The organism is Nitrosospira multiformis, from assembly GCF_900103165.1.
Classification (GTDB): domain Bacteria; phylum Pseudomonadota; class Gammaproteobacteria; order Burkholderiales; family Nitrosomonadaceae; genus Nitrosospira; species Nitrosospira multiformis_D.
In genome coordinates this window covers 3,003,253-3,021,430 of record NZ_FNKY01000001.1, presented here as the reverse complement: position 1 = coordinate 3,021,430, position 18,178 = coordinate 3,003,253, and the positions used below count along the sequence as shown (strand labels likewise).

The 18,178-nt window shown below is 52.5% G+C and carries 16 protein-coding genes; 8 read left to right on the top strand and 8 right to left on the bottom strand.

Features of this window, described 5'->3' with window-relative positions; all coding sequences use genetic code 11:
• The first annotated feature begins 108 nt into the window (after positions 1-108).
• Positions 109-1,359 (top strand): UDP-N-acetylglucosamine 1-carboxyvinyltransferase, encoded by a 1,251-nt coding sequence (gene murA, locus BLR00_RS13575; RefSeq protein ID WP_074633597.1) that lies wholly within the window; start codon positions 109-111, stop codon positions 1,357-1,359.
• A 508-nt stretch (positions 1,360-1,867) separates the two neighbouring features.
• Here murA and BLR00_RS13570 read toward each other — a convergent pair.
• On the bottom strand, positions 1,868-2,098 hold the full coding sequence (locus tag BLR00_RS13570) for a hypothetical protein (protein WP_143007658.1): 231 nt from the start codon (positions 2,096-2,098) through the stop codon (positions 1,868-1,870).
• A gap of 154 nt (positions 2,099-2,252) precedes the next feature.
• Between BLR00_RS13570 and BLR00_RS13565 the strand changes: the two genes are divergently transcribed.
• Entirely contained in the window at positions 2,253-3,518 is a 1,266-nt protein-coding gene (locus BLR00_RS13565) for a PEP-CTERM sorting domain-containing protein (protein WP_074633592.1), read from the top strand.
• A 378-nt stretch (positions 3,519-3,896) separates the two neighbouring features.
• On the opposite strand, the gene BLR00_RS13560 is transcribed toward BLR00_RS13565, so the two are convergent.
• From BLR00_RS13560 to BLR00_RS13545, 4 genes are all read right to left on the bottom strand, one after another.
• A complete protein-coding gene (locus BLR00_RS13560) occupies positions 3,897-4,811 on the bottom strand; it encodes a formylglycine-generating enzyme family protein (RefSeq protein ID WP_074633589.1) in 915 nt (304 codons plus the stop codon).
• Between the two features lie 206 nt (positions 4,812-5,017).
• On the bottom strand, positions 5,018-5,509 hold the full coding sequence (locus BLR00_RS13555; protein WP_256324158.1) for a retropepsin-like aspartic protease family protein: 492 nt from the start codon (positions 5,507-5,509) through the stop codon (positions 5,018-5,020).
• A gap of 202 nt (positions 5,510-5,711) precedes the next feature.
• On the bottom strand, positions 5,712-7,376 hold the full coding sequence (ettA, locus tag BLR00_RS13550) for an energy-dependent translational throttle protein EttA (RefSeq protein ID WP_074633585.1): 1,665 nt from the start codon (positions 7,374-7,376) through the stop codon (positions 5,712-5,714).
• Between the two features lie 350 nt (positions 7,377-7,726).
• Positions 7,727-8,449 (bottom strand): glutathione binding-like protein, encoded by a 723-nt coding sequence (locus BLR00_RS13545; protein ID WP_074633582.1) that lies wholly within the window; start codon positions 8,447-8,449, stop codon positions 7,727-7,729.
• A gap of 243 nt (positions 8,450-8,692) precedes the next feature.
• On the opposite strand from BLR00_RS13545, the gene djlA reads away from it, so the two are divergent.
• The 6 genes from djlA (at position 8,693) to BLR00_RS13520 (ending at position 13,587) form a co-directional block, all read left to right on the top strand.
• Positions 8,693-9,469 (top strand): co-chaperone DjlA, encoded by a 777-nt coding sequence (gene djlA, locus BLR00_RS13540; RefSeq protein WP_074633580.1) that lies wholly within the window; start codon positions 8,693-8,695, stop codon positions 9,467-9,469.
• A 239-nt stretch (positions 9,470-9,708) separates the two neighbouring features.
• Entirely contained in the window at positions 9,709-9,831 is a 123-nt protein-coding gene (locus BLR00_RS17115) for a hypothetical protein (RefSeq protein WP_256324157.1), read from the top strand.
• Positions 9,832-10,275, top strand: a complete 444-nt coding sequence (locus BLR00_RS13535; RefSeq protein WP_256324156.1) for a CNP1-like family protein — start codon at positions 9,832-9,834, stop codon at positions 10,273-10,275. It abuts the gene before it with no gap.
• Positions 10,276-10,655: 380 nt separating this feature from the next.
• On the top strand, positions 10,656-11,741 hold the full coding sequence (locus tag BLR00_RS13530) for an IS630 family transposase (protein ID WP_074631760.1): 1,086 nt from the start codon (positions 10,656-10,658) through the stop codon (positions 11,739-11,741).
• A 1-nt stretch (position 11,742) separates the two neighbouring features.
• The gene (locus tag BLR00_RS13525; protein ID WP_074633578.1) at positions 11,743-12,756 is read left to right on the top strand and encodes a hypothetical protein; all 1,014 of its coding nucleotides are present in this window, start codon (positions 11,743-11,745) and stop codon (positions 12,754-12,756) included.
• Between the two features lie 309 nt (positions 12,757-13,065).
• The gene (locus BLR00_RS13520; protein WP_074633575.1) at positions 13,066-13,587 is read left to right on the top strand and encodes a hypothetical protein; all 522 of its coding nucleotides are present in this window, start codon (positions 13,066-13,068) and stop codon (positions 13,585-13,587) included.
• Between the two features lie 77 nt (positions 13,588-13,664).
• On the opposite strand, the gene BLR00_RS13515 is transcribed toward BLR00_RS13520, so the two are convergent.
• The 3 genes from BLR00_RS13515 to BLR00_RS13505 form a co-directional block, all read right to left on the bottom strand.
• The gene (locus BLR00_RS13515; RefSeq protein ID WP_256324155.1) at positions 13,665-14,798 is read right to left on the bottom strand and encodes a lipocalin-like domain-containing protein; all 1,134 of its coding nucleotides are present in this window, start codon (positions 14,796-14,798) and stop codon (positions 13,665-13,667) included.
• A gap of 62 nt (positions 14,799-14,860) precedes the next feature.
• Entirely contained in the window at positions 14,861-17,422 is a 2,562-nt protein-coding gene (locus BLR00_RS13510; RefSeq protein ID WP_074633570.1) for an FtsX-like permease family protein, read from the bottom strand.
• On the bottom strand, positions 17,419-18,114 hold the full coding sequence (locus tag BLR00_RS13505; RefSeq protein WP_074633565.1) for an ABC transporter ATP-binding protein: 696 nt from the start codon (positions 18,112-18,114) through the stop codon (positions 17,419-17,421). Before BLR00_RS13505 ends, BLR00_RS13510 begins: the two co-directional genes overlap by 4 nt.
• Positions 18,115-18,178 lie beyond the last annotated feature (64 nt).

Sequence of the window (18,178 nt, the reverse complement as noted above, 5' to 3'; positions counted from 1 at the left end):
CACAGAGGGTTATTCAGTGATCTCCTGGTATTGACGAAATTCCTGCCTGGGCTCATGCCGATCGAAGGGTGGGCTGATATGGACTTACATCAATAATATTTATAACTCATGCAAAAACTAATCATCCAGGGCGGCGTACCTCTTTCCGGCGAAATTCGTATTTCCGGTGCAAAGAATGCCGCGTTACCCATTCTATGTGCTTCTCTGCTTACCGGTGAAACACTGACCATCGAGAATGTTCCCTATCTCAACGATATAACCACCATGCTGAGCCTTCTTGGACAAATGGGCGTTAGCGTTGCGCCGAACGGGAAGGAAACAGGGATGACTGCCGCCCATCTTTCCCATCTTGTTGCGCCTTACGAAATGGTGAAAACCATGCGTGCTGCAATCCTGGTATTAGGCCCCATGCTGGCGCGCGCAGGTGCGGCCAGGGTATCGCTGCCCGGCGGCTGCGCCATCGGTTTGCGCCCGGTTGACCAGCATATCAAGGGCTTGCAGGCCATGGGTGCGGAGATTGATATCGAGCATGGCTACATTCACGCAAAAGCGAAACGTCTCACCGGTGCGCGCATAGTGATGGATATTGTCACCGTTACGGGGACCGAAAACCTGATGATGGCGGCGACCCTGGCCGATGGAACAACCGTGCTCGAGAACGCGGCACGCGAGCCGGAAGTATTGGATCTGGCAAATTGCCTGATTGCAATGGGTGCGAAAATTCATGGCGTCGGCAGCGATGTCATTACCATTGAAGGCGTCGAGAAGTTGCACGGCGCCACGTATCGCGTCATGGCGGATCGCATCGAAACCGGTACATTCCTGGTGGCGGCAGCGGCCAGCGGCGGCGAAATTCATCTTACGGAAACACGCTCCGATACACTCGACGCGGTACTCGACAAATTGATGGAAGCGGGTGCCGCCATCGAATCAGGTGAAGACTGGATACATCTGAAAATGAATAACCCACTGAAATCCGTAAATCTGCGAACCGCGCCCTATCCGGCTTTTCCCACCGACATGCAGGCACAGTTCATGGTATTGAACTGCGTTGCCGCCGGGACCGCAATGATTACCGAAACCATATTTGAAAATCGCTTCATGCATGTACAGGAATTGAGACGCATGAATGCTGACATCAAAGTGGAAGGAAATACCGCCGTGGTGTGTGGTGTAGCCGGTCTTGATGGCGCCAATGTCATGGCCACCGACCTGCGCGCTTCCGCCAGCCTCGTGCTGGCGGGACTGATTGCCAAGGGCGAAACGGTCATCGACCGTATTTATCACCTTGATCGCGGCTATGAGCGTATCGAGGACAAATTGTCGTTGCTGGGGGCGAGAATTAGACGGGCGGATTGAGTGAGGTATGGGTATTCTTCTTTTCTCTTGAAACGTGATTGCATGTGCTGACAGCGAGCAATTGCGCGTTCTGACCAATTCTGAGAGGGCGCTATACTGCGCTCGTAGTGAGACAGCCAAAGTAGAATAGCGGCCTTGAGCTTCTTCGAGCACATCTGATCAGTGGCGAACCAGATACGCTTGAGCGGCACCAGCAATGCTGCGGGATCATAGACCGGCTTGGCACCTGGTTTTGAGCCACACCCGCGGGCGCCTGCTCAAGAGTTGAATGAAGATTTGCGATGATAGGCACAATTGGCGCAAAATCGTCCAGGATCGGTTTCTTACCCTTCTCGTAGGCTTTGCGATAATGTTTACGAATCGTTTCGAGATATTCGCGCCGGGTATTTTTATCATATTACGGTCTCCTTTTCGGTAACCTCTAGGTTCCCAGCTTCCGTGCAAGAGATTTCCTGACATACTTAGGGTTTGCGACCGCGAGGGATCAAAGCACGCCTTGCGATTGTCGTCATGCTTTGTGGTCTTCCGCTTTTACACACAGCGTCAGCATCCCCAACTTGCTTATTTCGCGGCTCAATGGCTGGCCTGTCGTTTCCTCTGTCAACGCTTCACCATAGCCTCGCGGCGTACTACGCATGACTCGGGGCCAGAGTGTTCGCCATTTCTTCTTCGTAAAGAACTTGCACCATCTATCTCTTGCCAGCTTTCCTGACGCTTCGCGCGATGCACTTTCTTGCATTTCCTTGCTCATGAACTATATTAAATTGCAGTAAAGAAATGTTCCGTCGCTGAATCATGCGGTAGGTTATGGACGCAAAGCTAACTTCGCCGGAAGCTGGTTCAGTAAGTTGCAGGCCTGATTGTTTTAAATTTACCAGTACGGAGACTCTACCATGACAGCCCAATTGCTTCTTGCGCTCCTGATATTTCTCGGTACGATCCTGATATTCAGGGCGATCTGGATGGTCGACCGCAATGTGTCTTCTGCTCACAAATACGAATTGGCGCTAAAGTATTCTTCGTATACCGTTTCATTGTTTATTCTGGCTTTTTTAAGTGCATGGCCAAGCATATCTAACGCTGATAAGAAAATTGATGCGACCAAGACCATCATTTGGAATATCCCAGTCGTGCCTGCCCCAGCTGCTAATGTATTTGGTCGTTATACTTGGGATCTCACCGCAGTCGCCCAGGATAACCATGTCAATGCTTTATTGTCTTCCAAGAGTCCTACCGGTCTTGATTCTCCGAACTGGAAAATAGGAGCGGGACTGCCTGCCGCCCCGAAAACGACTGGTCTGGCCGGCGGTCCAGTCGGCGCAGAACCCAGTGCAAAAGCGGACGTGACTTTTATGGCGGGAGCCCCGGTTGGTGCTGTTGGGGGGCCTGGCAAGGTGACCGGCAGCATGCATATCGTAGTCGAAGCCGATACAGTTCCTCCGACAGCGGCTCATGGGAACCAGAATGCCCACGCTAAAGCTAACTCTACAATGACAATTTCCACGGGAACAGTCACGAGTGTTGAGGTCAGCCAACCTGGAGCGGCCACAGTGGTCATCAATGCCGACCAATTCAAAGGCACGGTTGGCTTCGGGGCAGATACTGGCACAGGGAAACTGACCGACCCTCTCTCTGTCATCCTGACCGACCTCACTCTAGGCACATCGATTACGGAGAATCTTTTCTCTTCCAACTTCGAGGGAGCAGTTAATGGCGAGTGGTCATTTGGTTCGAATGGTATCTCTCTTAACGTACCCCAAGACGGGGTTTCCTCCGCATCCATTTCGCTGGACTTCCTCAGTTCTTGGATCACCGATTCAACGCTGGTCGATTCCATGATTTCTCTCAATAATGGCGTCTTCAATACGTCAGGCCTATTCACGAATTTGCCTTGGGTCGTTACGCCAACGAGCGTGAGTCTGTCTAGCGGAGTGTTGAACTCCATTGAGATACCTTACCAGATTCCGGTAGGATTACTCGATCCGAGTCATCTTTATGATGTAAGTCTTACGAGTGATTTGGCTGCCCAGGTCTCAGCCACGGTTCCGGAGCCTTCCACCTTTGCCCTGAGCGCGTTAGGACTCATTTTGTTCCTGCCCTTTGCAAGGAGAGCACGCGCAGGGCGGAGCCGTGAAACGGAGTTCATCGGATGGCATTAAGGAGAGACAGCATAATGTGTCACTAAACCGGCCCGGAATTTAATGTTGAAAACACTCGATCAGCAAAATATCAGGCCGTTTCTGGATGAGAACTACTTAGGTCAATTTTCATGGGGGCCGTAGTACGACGCAAATCTAAGGCCACAATACTCTGACTGGATTGAGCGAAGGAAAATGGCCCTCATGGGGCCATTTTCCTTCGGGTGTATCGTAAACTTATCTTTTGTGCAACGAGCACTAACTAAGCACCAGTTCGACCGATCTTTCCCGAAAAATCATCCTGTCATACCTAACGAAAATAAGAGTCCGAGTTATGTTACACGTTCAAATGGGAAGATATCTCTGGTATGAGGATCAGATGAGGAAGGGAGAGTTATTTCAGGGAGTTGTCATGGCGAGACGAAATCCCAGGTAACGCATACGCTTCGTCGTGTCAAACCAGTTGCGCGTCGTCGCACGCATATCCTGCGGTCTGTGATTCCACGAGCCGCCAAAAAACAGGCGTTTTGCGCAATTGCCTTGCCAGCAGGTGTCGGTCCATTGCCATACATTTCCCATCATATCGTATAGGCCGAAGGCATTCGGCTTGAAGCTGCCTACAGGCGCAGTCCTTCGATTGTCCCATTCGCTCCCGCAGCCATCGCAATTCGCATGATTACGTCCGACATCATCACCCCAATAATATTCGGTGGTGGTGCCGGCGCGCGCGGCGATTTCCCATTCCTCGGCGCTCGGCAGGCGGTAGGCTTTGCCGGATTTGTCCGACAGCCATTGAATATAGGTTTGCGCATCGTTCCAGTTTACGTTGATCACCGGCCTATTGCCGCGCCCCCAGCCATTATCCGGAGGCTGGTATCCGCCACAGCCACCATCCGCCACGCAGGCGTCCCACTCCTCAAACGTTACCGCGAATTTGCCGATAGCAAACTTATAACCTGGAATGGATATTAATTCGGGGCAATCAGTGCACGCTTTATTCTCTTCAGCCTGCTTCTTGTCTCCAGCCGGTAGCCGTTCGCTATCATGCCGTTTAGTTCCCTTGTCGAGTTGGGCCACCCGCTGTGATTCGACCCTCTGGAAAGAGGTATCGCCTATCTCAAGTGCTTCCTCAAGTGCCATCCCATTGCTTGCATCGATTTTTTCTGATGCCTGCAACTTTGCTATCTCCGTTGGCATCTTCGCATTCAAGATACCAGCCTCGCGTTCGCTTGGTAACGTGGAGGCGAACGAGCGTGCTTCCGCAGATCCGGTGAAGATCAAGACGAGTAGGCAGGTATAACAAATCGATTTCATGAATGCCTTTCTAAAAAAGCAGGGTTGGAAATTTTCAGTGCATTTATGTGCATAAGCGTATCAGGGAAGCGTAATCGGTGCCTACATGGTAGCCGATGCTAACCAGGTATGGAAACAAAATGCTTTCAAGATGAGGGAAGTTTCAGAAGAATCTTGCCGGACCTATCAGTGGACCTAGCACAGGCTCGGGCTTGGTATCGGCGAGACTATCTGGTCCTGACCCGCAGCACCATTTTATCATCCGACTGAAGCACGTCTATCCTGCGCAAAAAGTTTTGTCCAAGCAGCGCGATATCGCCCTGGATACCAACCCCTACACTGAGACCTTCCACGACGATGCCTCCCGCTTCAATCGTTTGCCCTGAAACAATTTCACCCATGACCGCACCGTTCGCGGTCACAAAATTAGCCGGCGTACCTCTGGGCAAATGGGTGTTCCGTGCGATCTCATGACTAATAGACACCGTACTGGCCCCCGTATCTACCATAAAATCCACAGGGCGGCCGTTGATTGCGCCTCGCACATAATAATGTCCATCGTGTGATCTCGGGATCACGACTTCTCCACCAGCCAACTGCGCGCTGGCTACCGCAACCGTCGGTTTCTGATGGGCATCAAAGTATAGATATATCACACCGGAGATAATGATCCAGATCGCGAGGGCGGTGAAATGACCCCAGGGAGCGCGGCTACTCATCGTGATTAAGGGTTTCTCTATTCTGCCAGTAAGAACAAATTCTCGACAAGCTGATAAATTCTGCTTTAGAAACAGAAGTACAGAAACGAGCAATCTTCCGCTGACCGGACTGCATTGCCGGAGCCTGAAGCCGATCGCCGATTGTCATGATGCCGCCCGGCAAATTCCACCGGTATCCAGGAAGTAATGCCAATTGGCATTATCACCGGTTGATCGGCTTGTATCTGATTCGCTTCGGTTTTGCGCCTTCCTCACCCAGCCGCTTCCGCTTGTCGGCTTCATATTCCTGGTAATTGCCGTCGAAAAATGCAACTTGCGAATTGCCTTCAAATGCCAGGATGTGAGTGGCGATGCGGTCGAGGAACCAGCGGTCGTGCGAGATGACCAGTACGCAACCGGCAAACTCCTGCAAGGCATCTTCAAGGGCACGCAGGGTTTCTACGTCCAGATCATTGGAAGGTTCGTCCAGCAGCAGGACGTTACCGCCCGAAATGAGCATTTTTGCCAAATGCAACCGTCCGCGTTCACCACCGGAAAGATTGCCGACGATCTTCTGCTGATCCGCGCCCTTGAAGTTGAAACGTCCGATATAAGCGCGTGCGGGAGTTTCATACTTGCCGACGGTAAGGATGTCGTGGCCGCCGGAAATCGTATCAAACACGGTTTTGCCACTTTCCAGGGAATCGCGCGATTGATCCACATGCGAGATTTTGACAGTTGTGCCGATTGCTATTTCGCCGGAATCCGGTTGCTCCTTTCCTGTGATCATGCGAAAGAGGGTGGATTTGCCCGCCCCATTGGGGCCGATGATGCCAACGATAGCGCCAGGCGGCACTTTAAAGCTCAGGTTATCGATCAGCAGGCGATCGCCGTAAGCCTTGGAAACATCCTTGAATTCAATGACCTCGTTGCCTAGCCTTTCAGCAACGGGAATGAAAATTTCTTGTGTCTCATTGCGCTTCTGATACTCCTGTGAGTTGAGTTCTTCAAAGCGGGCAATACGAGCTTTGGATTTCGCCTGCCGTCCCTTGGGGTTCTGCCGTACCCATTCCAATTCTTTGTGGAGGGCCTTCTGGCGTGCGGATTCCGTCGATTCTTCCTGCTTCAGGCGGCTTTCCTTCTGTTCCAGCCAGGAGCTATAGTTACCTTTCCATGGAATACCGTGACCACGATCGAGCTCAAGAATCCACTCCGCGGCGTTGTCGAGAAAATAGCGATCATGCGTGACGGCCACTACCGTGCCGGGAAAGCGGGTGAGAAATTGTTCCAGCCAATCCACCGACTCGGCATCCAGATGGTTGGTCGGTTCATCCAGCAATAGCATGTCGGGCTTGGATAGCAAAAGTTTGCACAGGGCAACGCGGCGTTTCTCACCACCAGAAAGATTTTTGACGACAGCGTCCCATTCAGGAAGGCGAAGCGCATCGGCTGCGATTTCCAGCTGTTGACCACCATCCCCACCACCAGCGGCAAGAACGGCTTCCAGCCGGGTCTGTTCGGCCGCCAGCGCCTCAAAATCGGCGTCAGGTTCGGCATAAGCAGCGTATACCGCTTCCAATTTCTGCTGTGCACCGAATATTTCACCTAGCCCCTCCTGCACCGCGTCCCGCACGGTGAGTTCAGGGTCGAGCTGCGGTTCCTGCGGGAGATAGCCGATTTTTAGGTTGGGCATTGCCGTCACCTCGCCTTCAATATCCTTGTCCAGCCCTGCCATGATTCTCAGTACTGTGGATTTTCCGGAACCGTTAAGGCCGAGCAATCCGATCTTTGCGCCGGGGAAGAAGCTGAGGGAAATATTTTTGATAATCTGACGCTTGGGTGGAACGACTTTGCCCACGCGATTCATGGTTAGTACGTATTGGGCCATAGGTAGGTGTCAGCATAAGTAAGATTGATGTTCAAGTTTAACCTATGGAGGCGCTACGCATAAGATCTTTGTTGCCAAAATGAAAGACCGATGCATGCCCGGTTTCCGTCCGCTGTATTCATTCTCGAACGAGTGAGGAGTTGCGGGAGCGATTTTACTTCTATAACGCTCGCAGTTGTTCTATTGTGTTTGATATGGCAGCTGTCAATCGATAGGATGCCGGATATTTATTTATATGGCATGAGAAAAATGCAATATCGTGGCGTAATATGTGATTAGCATGACTACGCTTTTGGTAATTTTCGCGTGTAAACGAACTCGCCCCGGCTGCGATTGCGCATATCGTCACGTTAGCGCACCGACGTGGCCCGAGCCAGGCGCTCGGCATTATCTTTGGTATCGTAGATGTTGATAGTTGGTTGACCCTCCGCCGCTCTGCTCATGCGTTCACGGATTTCGGCCGCAATGTCATTATTGCGTTGTACAGCCGGACGCGCTTCCATCGCCGCAAACCAGCGCATGAAATTAGGGAAAGCGGTGTTGTCGATGCCGCGATCCCTATGCCTTTTACACCATGGATAGGTGGCGATGTCGGCAATGGTGTATTCGTCGCAAGCGAGCCATGGGCATTCTCCCAGCCGGTTATCCAGCACGCGGTACAGGCGCAGCGACTCGTTGTTATAGCGATCCTTGGCATACTGATTATTTCTGGCCTGGCTATTGAAGTGATTGGCCTGGCCGAACATGGGGCCGACGTGCGCCACCTGGAAAAACAGCCACTGCAGCATGTCATAGCGTTTGCGTGCATCCTTTGGCATAAATTTTCCAGTTTTCTCCGCCAGATAAAGGAGAATGGCGCCGGATTCCATCATTGTGTATGGCATACCTCCTGGCCCATCCGTGTCCACAATGGCGGGAATCTTATTATTAGGGCTGAGCTTGAGGTGTTCAGGTTTAAACTGGTCGCCAGTCCCGATATTGACGTCGATATGCCGCCATTCGATTCCAGTCTCCTCAAGCATAATCATTATCTTTTGCCCATTGGGCGTGGGGCTCGAATGCAATTCAATCATCAGTCTCTCCTCTGTCGCGTGCATTGAAGGATCCGCCGCACTTTATTTATACATTTGTGATTTGGCAGGGGGATAATGGTAAATATCATATGGTTTGCTCGCGGGTGCTGGCAGCCGATCAGGTTATCCGCGCGTCACGATGAATTTATCCACTCAGTATGTCAACCAAGTATGTCAGAATTCCGATTTCAGTAATAATTACCTAACTCAGGACTATTTTCCACATTATTCGCAGGAATTCCCTTGTTTAAAATAATTGGACTTTTATTAGGTTATTACTTCCTGGGTATTTTCGGCGCATTTGCCGGGTATATCGCCGGAAGTATCATCGATCGTTACCGGGCTTATGGTGCGGGTGCCATTAACCCGCTGACTAACGCTCAGCGCCAGACAGTTTTCATTGAAACTGTTTTCATCTTGATGGGGAAGCTCGCCAAAGCGGATGGCCATGTTTCCCAGGGTGAGATTAATCATGTGGAAGATTTCATGCGGAAGCTGGGAATGTCTTCCGAACATCGGCAACTGGCAATCGCCCTGTTCAAGCAAGGAACGGCCGCAGATTTTGATGTCAAGCCGAAGCTGGACGAATTTATGGCGGTTTGCGGGCATACGAACAGCCTGAAGCAGATGCTGCTGATTTATCTCATTGTCATGGCATTGTCAGATGGGCGGTTGGATGCGGCTGAAGAGGGTTTGTTAAAGGATTTCGCTTTTCATCTGGGTTATGACCAGTCAGCGTTCAAGCAATTACTGGAGATGGTTCTAGGCCAGTCACACTTTGCGGGCGGGCAGGCAACTTCCGCCACCGCTCTGGATGATGCTTACAAGGCGTTAGGTGTCAGTAAAGAGAGTAGCGATCAGGAAATCAAACGTGCCTATCGGAAACTGATGAGCCAGTATCACCCCGACAAATTAATGGGCCAAGGGATGCCGGAAGATATGATTGCTGTAGCTACCGCACAAACTCAGGAGGTACAGACTGCTTATGATCTGATTAAAAAGAGCAGAAACATATCGTAAGATCAATATCTTAAGGTGTGCAGTACACACTTTTGTGTACGCTCCTCGGCATTGTTTTGTGATACCGGTGTAACTCAGACTGTGCACCCGAGAATCGCCGCCATAACCGCCACGATCCGCGCAAACTGATCAACTGATCTATGGCACAAACTCCATGAGTTGCGTGCTCCACAATCTGTGTCAATGCTGAGCATTGACACATGAACTCTAAGTTAATCCGATACCGCTGATTTTTCTTCATGAAAAAAATTCTGTTGTGGCTATGCTTTCTGCCGCTCGCAGCGTGCACTCCCCAGAAGGCATTGAAGGGATTCGATAGTGAATTTGATGGCGGCAAAACCTGGGCTGAACTGCGGATATAATTGCCCGCCTACCCCAAAGCGGAGAACCCGCTGCCATTTGACGCCGGCCCTGCCAGCGACAATCTTCATTTCATTGATGGGCCTTCCATCGTGGTGGGAGACGATTACATAGTGCGCTACACTCTGGTAATCAAATCATCCGCGGGAGCGATGAACATAAGCTACGAGGGTATGCGGTGTGCGACCGACGGTGCGAGAGAGAATGCAAGAGCCGAAATATTGATATTGAAATTTCAGGTCACCGAAAAAAGGCTCTACGCCATTGGCCGTGACGACAAGACCTGGGTACGGGTACAGGTATCGAAATGGGAGGAACTCGAAGATATATCGCAGCATTATGCGCAACGGGCGCTTTCCAGATATTTTTTCTGCCCAGCCAATATCGTTGTAAGAAATGAGAGAGAGGCCATTCAAGCATTGAAGAGAGGCAGCCTCCACGCGTGATTCAGTAGCCAGCGGTAGATGCTGAATTCAACGTTGAAGAGCCTATCGTGATAGGCAGTTCCGTGCCAAAACCAGCCATTAGTTTTTTAAGGAGTTCATGAAAACTTACCAAGATACTGAAACCGGACAGCTTTATGCATTTGATGATGGGATTGACCCATTTAAGCTCGACAATAGAAATATTCCCACAACGTTATCCGAAACGGTAATTCCACGACCAAGCGAGCTCCATGTCTGGGTCAATCGAAGTTGGGTTAACAACACCGAGGTGCCAAGAGGCTATAAGCCACCAATATCTAGTGTAGTGAGTTAGAAATTCGTTGAATTATTTTGTGTGCTGGCTGTCTCCCAGATATTGGGTTCGAGACAGCGAGGACGAGATGGCAGGCAGACCGAGAGCGAAGCTGGTGTTGAACGAAGCTGAACAAGAACAATTGCATGCCTGGGCACGGCGGCGCAAAACGGCGCAAGCGCTGGCCTTGCGTTCGCGCATTGTTCTGGAATGTGCCGGTGGGGCGGAGAATCAGGAAGTTGCGCTCAAGCTTGCGGTGACGCGGCAGACGGTGTCGAAATGGCGCGGACGCTTTGTGCAAATGCGATTGGATGGTTTGCTGGACGCCCCCCGCTCGGGAGCGCCGCGCACGATTGATGATGCGCGTGTCGATGCCGTGATCGCCAAGACCCTGGAAGAGCAACCGTCGAATGCCACGCACTGGAGCACGCGCACCATGGCGCGCGAAGCCAAGCTGTCGCAAACGGCGATCAGCCGTATCTGGCGTGCCTTCGGCTTGCAACCGCATCGACAAGAAACCTTCAAGCTCTCCACCGACCCCCTGTTTGTCGAAAAGACTCGTGACATCGTTGGACTGTATATCGATCCGCCGGTCAAGGCCATGGTGCTGTGCGTCGATGAGAAGAGCCAGATACAGGCGCTGGACCGGACCCAGCCTATCCTGCCGCTGGCCCCCGGCATCGCAGAACGGCGCACGCACGACTACCAGCGCCATGGCACAACTACCTTGTTTGCCGCGCTCGATATTGCTACCGGCGAGGTCATCGGACAGTTGCACCGGCGGCATCGCAGCAGCGAGTTCCTGAAATTCTTACGTATGATCGAGGCATCGGTTCCGAGTGACCTGGACATTCATCTGGTGATGGATAACTATGGAACGCACAAGACACCCGCCATCCGCAACTGGTTCGCCCGTCATCCGCGTTTCCATGTACATTTCACGCCGACCTCCGCCTCGTGGCTCAACCAGGTCGAGCGCTGGTTCGCCACTCTGACCGAAAAACAAATTCGCCGTGGAACCCATCGTTCGACCCGTCAATTGGAGGATGCCATTCGCCATTACCTCAAACTCAATAACGCCGGTCCAAAACCCTTTGTCTGGACCAAATCCGCCGATGACATCATTGCCAGCATCGAACGCTTTTGTCTGCGAACTTCTAACTCAGGACACTAGCGTGCCTTCATACAATCCGGCATGGGTGGCGTTTCTAAATCCCTATACTGTTGTCCTTCCCGATGCAGAAGATAAATTGGAAATTTCGATTGAGCAGATAAATTCGAATTCTTATGATGGCGATAAGTTGTCCGAATCCGTTGCAACATTACTGCTGACCAACGCCAACAATATTAATGCACTAATCAGTTACGACGGGGCAATCGCAATCCCTAGAAGCGCTGATTATCATTCTTCGGATATTGCTCTCGACAATATTAATCGAATTTTTTGTGCGATTTTACTTGGAGGAATACATGCTGAAGTAATAGGTCCAAGAGAACTGCTTGATGGGAGTTTGCAGAGCAAAACAAATATTTTTGTTTACAATCTCACATTACATACTCGACTACGTTCTAAGTGGGCATCTATAGTTGAGCGTCTTGCGCCTTTAATGAATCCGCGGATCATACGTGTATCCGAACTGAGGAATGCATACCGTGAGGGTATTAATGTGATTAATGCGATAAATAACTTGTCGCCATTTTTTTTACTGCATGGATACACCGCCATGGTGTACCAGAATCGGAGTGATGCTTTAAGCAGCCTTTGGGTTGTTGTTGAGCAACTTACATTCTTCTTATGGAAAAACCGCTTCCTGAGCACACCAGATTTTCACCCAGTCGAAATGAAAAACAGACTCGACTCGCTCAAACAAGATAACCGCACGTGGTCAACGGCGGTTAAACATGAATTGCTATGGCAAACCAAATTTCTATCTGAGAACTGTTTCGCAGCATTGTCGTCAGCACGTAAGCAACGAAATAATTTAGTGCATGAAGGAGTTATCCCAGATTCTGACGTTATCAAAAATCTGTGGGGATGTATATTTGAATTGTTTGAATCTGCTTCTGGCGTTAGCCCGATAGGAATGCGTCGATTGGCTTTCTTTGAAGTTCCTGACCTCAGATTTCCAGAAAAGAACAACTTTGATGAATGGTTAGTGCTATCGGAGAAGTTACGCGGCCGAGGATAGGCAATATTGTCTCTTATGTGTCGGCTTGCGACTTTCGCCACAGGCAGAAACGTGCCAAAAGGAGACGATCAGCTTTTTTTTCCAAAGTCGCCATTCGCGCGTATGCGGCAGGGGCGATGCGGCTTACAAAAACATTTTTCATCTATATGCTATATTAAAAACGGTGCATGCTTATGCAGTTAATTGAGCATCTATGCGGGTTTAGGAGAGACAACGGTATAGCCATCAGACCCAAGAAATGGCAAAGCGCTCGAGGGTGGGACACCGAACTGGCCACCGATAATAAAGTTAGCTTCCTGAGGAGCATCCATGACGCTGCTACCCCAAACCAAGGATTTTCTAAGCTACTTGCAGAAGAATCCCGGTATGCGATCAAGGATCGCAGCGCCACCGAATACAACTCTGCTTTATGCGGGGATCTTCATCAAGCCCATGTGGCAAGAACTGGAGCAACTCAAGCATACAAATCGCGACGTTGCCTCGAAGCACCTTCTTCCAGACGTTCTCGCACGAATTCAGACACCTAGCCAAACGTATCCCACGCTGCTAGCTTGGGCTAAGGCACTTGACGGCTATATGCCATGGAAGGAAAACGGCTTCATCGCATGGCGCGCCCTTTCGGGCATTTTCGCCGCCAACGCTGTCGGAACGGTATCCTTTTGCATTGGCTCTAATGTTGCAAAAGGCGAAAAAGTCTTCTCGGCCACCGAGCTTCCTGTCTTGTTGAGAAATCCGAACGTTGATGCCCTTACTAAAGACATACTTTCCTACTATCAACGTTGTATTCAGACTGGCGATACCGCAATCAATTTTGGGTTCGTTGGGGGCTAACCCAGTCACCGGCTCGCCAATGACTGCCGCTCATATCGAACGGTGAGCATCCGTTCAAGCGATTGTTTTTATTGTTCTCATAGCTTTAACGGTTTTACATAGCCGGTCATTTCAAAATAACCGCGGCCGGCGGGTTTGCCGTCACGGGTAATCGTGACTGCGCCTTCCCAGTAGACCGCCCCGGTTGATTGCCGCGAATCGAGTTCCTGGTCATCTTGCAACGGTGTGAGCAGCCATTCAGTTGAACCGGTTTGAATCCGCATTGCCACGGGATAGGCAGCATCAGTGCGCGGCGAGTGCCAGGTGCGCTGCGGATGAAAGTGCACCTGCTCCGGCTCGTATAGCGTGATGCGGCCGGATGCATCGCGCAGTCCCGCGTACGCCCATACCTTGCTTCCGTCTTTCCCCCGAATTCGAAACGCCATCAGTGCGGAGCCATCGTCGAGACTGGCGCCGACCCAATCCCATCCATCGGCATCCGGGTCGAGATACGCGGTGGACCATTCGTGGTCGAGCCAGGCGGTGCCGCTCACGGGGACAGGCTTGCCGTGGCGGGTAATCGTCCCGGAGACCTGTAAATGCGGTTCGCTGTAGTAATAGCTGGCTTGTTCCGGCCGAGGCCCTTTGCGTGAAAAACCGTTTTTGTCTTGCTTCATCGGCGGCTGGGAGGGGGTCAGTGACAAGCGCAACGTAAAGTCGCGCGCTTCGACGGTGGTCTCGTAGCGGCCGTTTTCCTCGCGCACCATGCGCCAATCGTCCAGTCTTACGTCCGTATCGCCTTCTTTGGCATAGGCGAGGCCGAAGCCCTCGCGCGCGCTTTTCTGATCGTGCAACAGCTTTCCGATGGCTGGGTCGGATAGCGCCACATGCGCAATGATAAGCTGCTTGGGCGCAAAGCGGCTGGGATTGGCGCGATCGATCTCGGTCGCCGCGCGGAAAAAGGTGATCTGGAAGCCGAGCGGTTTTTTATCGGGAGTTTCCAGCCAGCCGGTCACATACCACCACTCGGTGCGAAAGCTGGGATGCGCGCCGAAGTCTTGGGGAAAGGTAAGTGTTACGCCAGGAACCACCTGGGAAAACCGGGGGGGCAATTGAGATGATTGTGGAGGTGATTGAGGAGGTGACCCGGAAGGCAAACCAGGAGGTGATTGCGCGGTAGCGCAAGCAGCAACCAGATGCAGCGAGAGAATCATCATTCTCGCGAGGAGCATGATCGGGTGACCGCTTTTGCGAGAACCCCCCATATGGATGGGATCGCATCTAAAAAAGTACATTACCAATCCTCCCGTACTGCGCGTATCGCGTTACCCGAGACGGCATGACGCCCGGCTGCCAGCGCAGTCAATGATGCCGACAGCAGCAATACCAGAGCTACGGTCATCAGCCCACCCCAAGGCAGACTCAACTGCATGGTCCAATGGAAAGACTGCGGATTCACGATGAAGATGAGAATCAGGCTGATGCACCAGCCGAGTACAAATCCGAGCGCAATGCCAAGTGCAGTCAGCAGGCCGCCCTCCGCTGCCAGCATACTGAGAATCTGGCGGCGCGTCACGCCGATATGACGCAATATGCCAAATTCTTTGGTGCGCGCCAATGTTTGTGCGGAGAAGCTTGCCGCCACACCGAGCAGCCCTATAATAATCGCGACCGCTTCCAGCAAGTACGTGACCGCGAAGCTGCGGTCAAAAATATTGAGGCTGAGCGCGCGGATCTGGCCGCGTGCCGAAAATTCCAGCGCGCCGCCGAATGGCAAGCGTTTCAACGATGCCATCACCTGCTCAGGCGTTACACCCGCCTGTAGCCAAAGCGCGGCATCGTTTATTTTCTGGTCGCCAGACAGGGCCTGGTAATCGGTCAGCTGTAACTGAATTGCGCCGAATTGCCGCCCATAGTCGCGCCACACGCCGGCGACCACGAAGTTTTGCGGGGACATTCCTATCGGCAAGGTGACTCGCTTGCCGAGTGTATAACCGTATAGATCGACCATCGCTTCCGATACCCAGATGGGTATCGCATCCTTCGGGAGCAGGGCAGGCGCGATAACTTCACCGGTCATGGGCAAGGTGTTGGCGGGATCGGTCATGTCAATGGGACGGGCAATCAGTATAACGTTGGGCCGGCTCGGATCGAGCGTCAGGTGCGATGAGCGAAAAAAGTCCGCGCGGGAGATGCCGGGCGTCGCAGAGAGAGTCTTTATCTCGTCCGGCGTAAGGCCACGCGTATCGCCGCTTGTCGCCGTCTGAACGTATAAATCAGCCGGTAGAATATGCTTGAGCCAATCATCAACCGATACCCGAAAGCTGGTGACCATGATTGCCATCGCAGCCACCAAGCTAAAGCTGGCCAGCACGCCCCCCAAGGCGACAGCTGCCTGATTGGGTGCATTGGCCAGTCGTGCCAGCGCCAGTACCGGTACTGCATCGGATGTGCGCCGGGTTACCACGGAAAATACGGCGGAGAAGATCAACGCTGAAAGGCGCGGCATGAGCGCAATGCCGCCAATCAGCAACAAGGCCACTGCGAGATAGCCAAAGACCGGTAAATTAAAAATCGGCGGCAGCTGCGTAAGCAAGCCCCCCAATGCAAGACAAGTGAGGGCGGGCCAGGGTGTGGCCAGTTTCGACAGCGCGGCGTCTTCGCTCCCGGACTTGAGTGCGGGTGCCGGGCGCGCGTTTGCCGCTTCCCAGGCGGGGGCTGCGCTGCCCAACAAGGTGACGCCCAATCCCAGCATGAAAAAAATTGCGGCCGCAACGGGATCAAAATGCAGACTCGGTTGTACCCCCGGAAAAAATCCTCCTCCCAGGTCTCCTCCGAAAATATTCAGCGCCGCCGCCGCTATGGCGTAGCCTGTGGCAAGCCCGAACAGCGAGCCAATGGTGCCAAGGGTTGCTCCCTCCAATAAGATCTGCCCCAACAGTTGTTTGCGCGTTAGTCCGAGCACCCGCAGCAACGCAAACTGGTGACGCCGCCGAACGACCGACAACACCTGCGTGGAGAAAACCAGAAATGCACCCGTAAACAATGCCACCAGTGCCAGCATATTCAGGTTGACGCGATAGGCGCGCGACATATTGGCAACACGCGCTTCCTGGTCTGCGGTTTCCGTGACAACATATTGTTCGCCCAACTTCCGTGCCAGCGTGGTTTTGAATGCTTCGTGATCGATGCCTGGCATCAATTTCAATTCAATGCGCGACAATTGACCGATGCGTTGGAAGCGCCACTGCGCCGCGCCAATATCCATGACTCCAATACGTTGTCCCGCACGGGTTCGCACCAGGCCGCCCGCGACGCGCAGCGTGATGGTTTGTGTTCCCACGCGTAACGATAAGGGATCGCCCCGCTTTACCCCCAGCCATTCCATTGCGGCAGGGGAAAGGAAAATGGCATCATCCGCGAGAATATCGAATAGGCTGTCTTCAGCCGGGATACCGATCAAGTCCGGCGCGATATCCGCGGCACGAAAAATATCCAGTCCGAGAATTTTCAAGGTGGTGTTTTTCCGTTTTTCCGGATTACCGGGGACGGCGACATCGAGCTCCAAAACCGGGTTGGCAAGCTCGACACCGTTATGCTCCGCCAGCGCCGGGTAAAGTGATTCGGCGAAGGTCGCCTGGGTACCGCGCACTTGCAGATCGGATTGGCCGGAAAGACTTTTGGCGGCAGCGGAGAATTCGTTGAAGGCAGCCGAATTGATCAGATGAATTGCAAACCCGAGCGCTACCCCAAGTGCAATTGCAGTGATAGCGATGGCGGCCTGCGTCAGATGAGCCTTCCATTCGCCCAGCAACAACCAGCGCGACAGCGTGCCCCCATTTGTCCACTTTGTCATCGGCTTTGGTGCGAATCTGTCGAATGCGCTGAATCCGCCGGGTGGAGCCCTTCTTTTGTGAGCACCAGCACCTGGTCCGCCGTTGCCGCGGCCGCATGCGAATGGGTAACGATGATGCCGGATGCCCCATTTGCCTTGATTTCAGCGCGCATTAGCATGAGTATGTCATGCGCGGTGTCCGGGTCAAGATTGCCGGTCGGTTCATCGGCCAGGATCAGTTTAGGGCGATGTACCAGTGCACGGGCGATAGCGACTCGCTGCATCTCGCCCCCGGATAGCTGGCGCGGAAAATGCTGTCCCCTGCCGTGCAAGCCGACCGCATCCAGCATTTGCCCGGTTCGTTCTTCAGTACGTTCACCGGAGACGCCATTCAGCAATAAGGGCAGAGCAATATTCTGACCCAGCGTCAGATGCGGCAGGATATGAAATGCCTGAAAGACGAACCCAAACGCTTTGCGCCGCAGCCGGGTTGCCGCATCGTCATCCAGTGACGACATGGCAATGCCGTTGATCAGTATTTCACCCGTGTCCGGGGTATCCAAACCGGCAATCAGATTCAACAGCGTTGATTTGCCGACTCCGGATTCGCCCATTATCGCTACATACTCGCCGGCACTGAGGGTATAGGATAAATCGGTCAGCACCCGCTGTCCGTTTGCATACGCTTTGCCAATATGACGCAGTTCCAGCATGGTTGATTTAGGCTAAAGAACCGGTACGCAACATGGCGCGAAGAAACCGTATTCCTCAACGATC